Genomic DNA, 675 nt, shown 5'->3' on the forward strand with positions numbered 1-675 from the left:
GGCAAACATTTGAAAACAGAAACGATAGATACTTGGAATGGAGAAAAAGTCGAACTAAAAATCAGTTCTGACGGATTTTGTTATTGTCCAGTTTGCGGAGAAAAAGCGATTGACAAAGAATGGCGACCCTACGATGAAAATGGATATCCATCATATGACATTTGTAGTTGTGGATTTGAATTCGGATTTGATGACAGCGGAGAGCCACCATATGATAAAAGTTGGGAAAATTATCGGACTAAATGGCTGGACGGAAAAATCGAAAGAGGAATATTTAAAAAACTGACTCTACCTCAAAAAAAAGGAACAGCTTTTAAATATCGGAATCGACATAAATAAGGAAAAAGGAATATAATGTTGCAAAGTATTTCAAATATATCTTCGCCATTAGGAAATTCAATACTATTTGTGATTAGTATGGTTTTGGCTTTTTATGTCTTAGACATAGATACGATGATTATATTCTTATTTGGAACAGTATTATTATCCTTGTTTTTAACCATTTTCGGATTTTCTAAAAGACTTGGTTTCAAATACTTTATAACAGCTTTTTTTCCAATAATTTGTCTTTTGATTCTTGCTTTTTTATTTTTCACTTTACCAGGTTGGGTAATATTATCTGAACTTGGTTTTGGTATTCCCGCACCATTACCGAATTAATAAAAAACGTTTGCC

General features: G+C 32.3%; 2 protein-coding genes. Both read left to right on the plus strand.

Features of this window, described 5'->3' with window-relative positions:
* On the plus strand, nt 1-339 hold a 339-nt coding region (locus tag AC1EUY_RS16115), incomplete at its 5' end, for a hypothetical protein (protein WP_480196577.1).
* 15 nt (nt 340-354) lie between these two features.
* Nucleotides 355-660, plus strand: coding sequence for a hypothetical protein (locus tag AC1EUY_RS16120; protein ID WP_480196578.1), 306 nt, complete (start codon nt 355-357; stop codon nt 658-660).
* Nucleotides 661-675: the final 15 nt, after the last annotated feature.

It is taken from the genome of Maritimimonas sp. 2210JD6-3 (genome assembly GCF_056591795.1).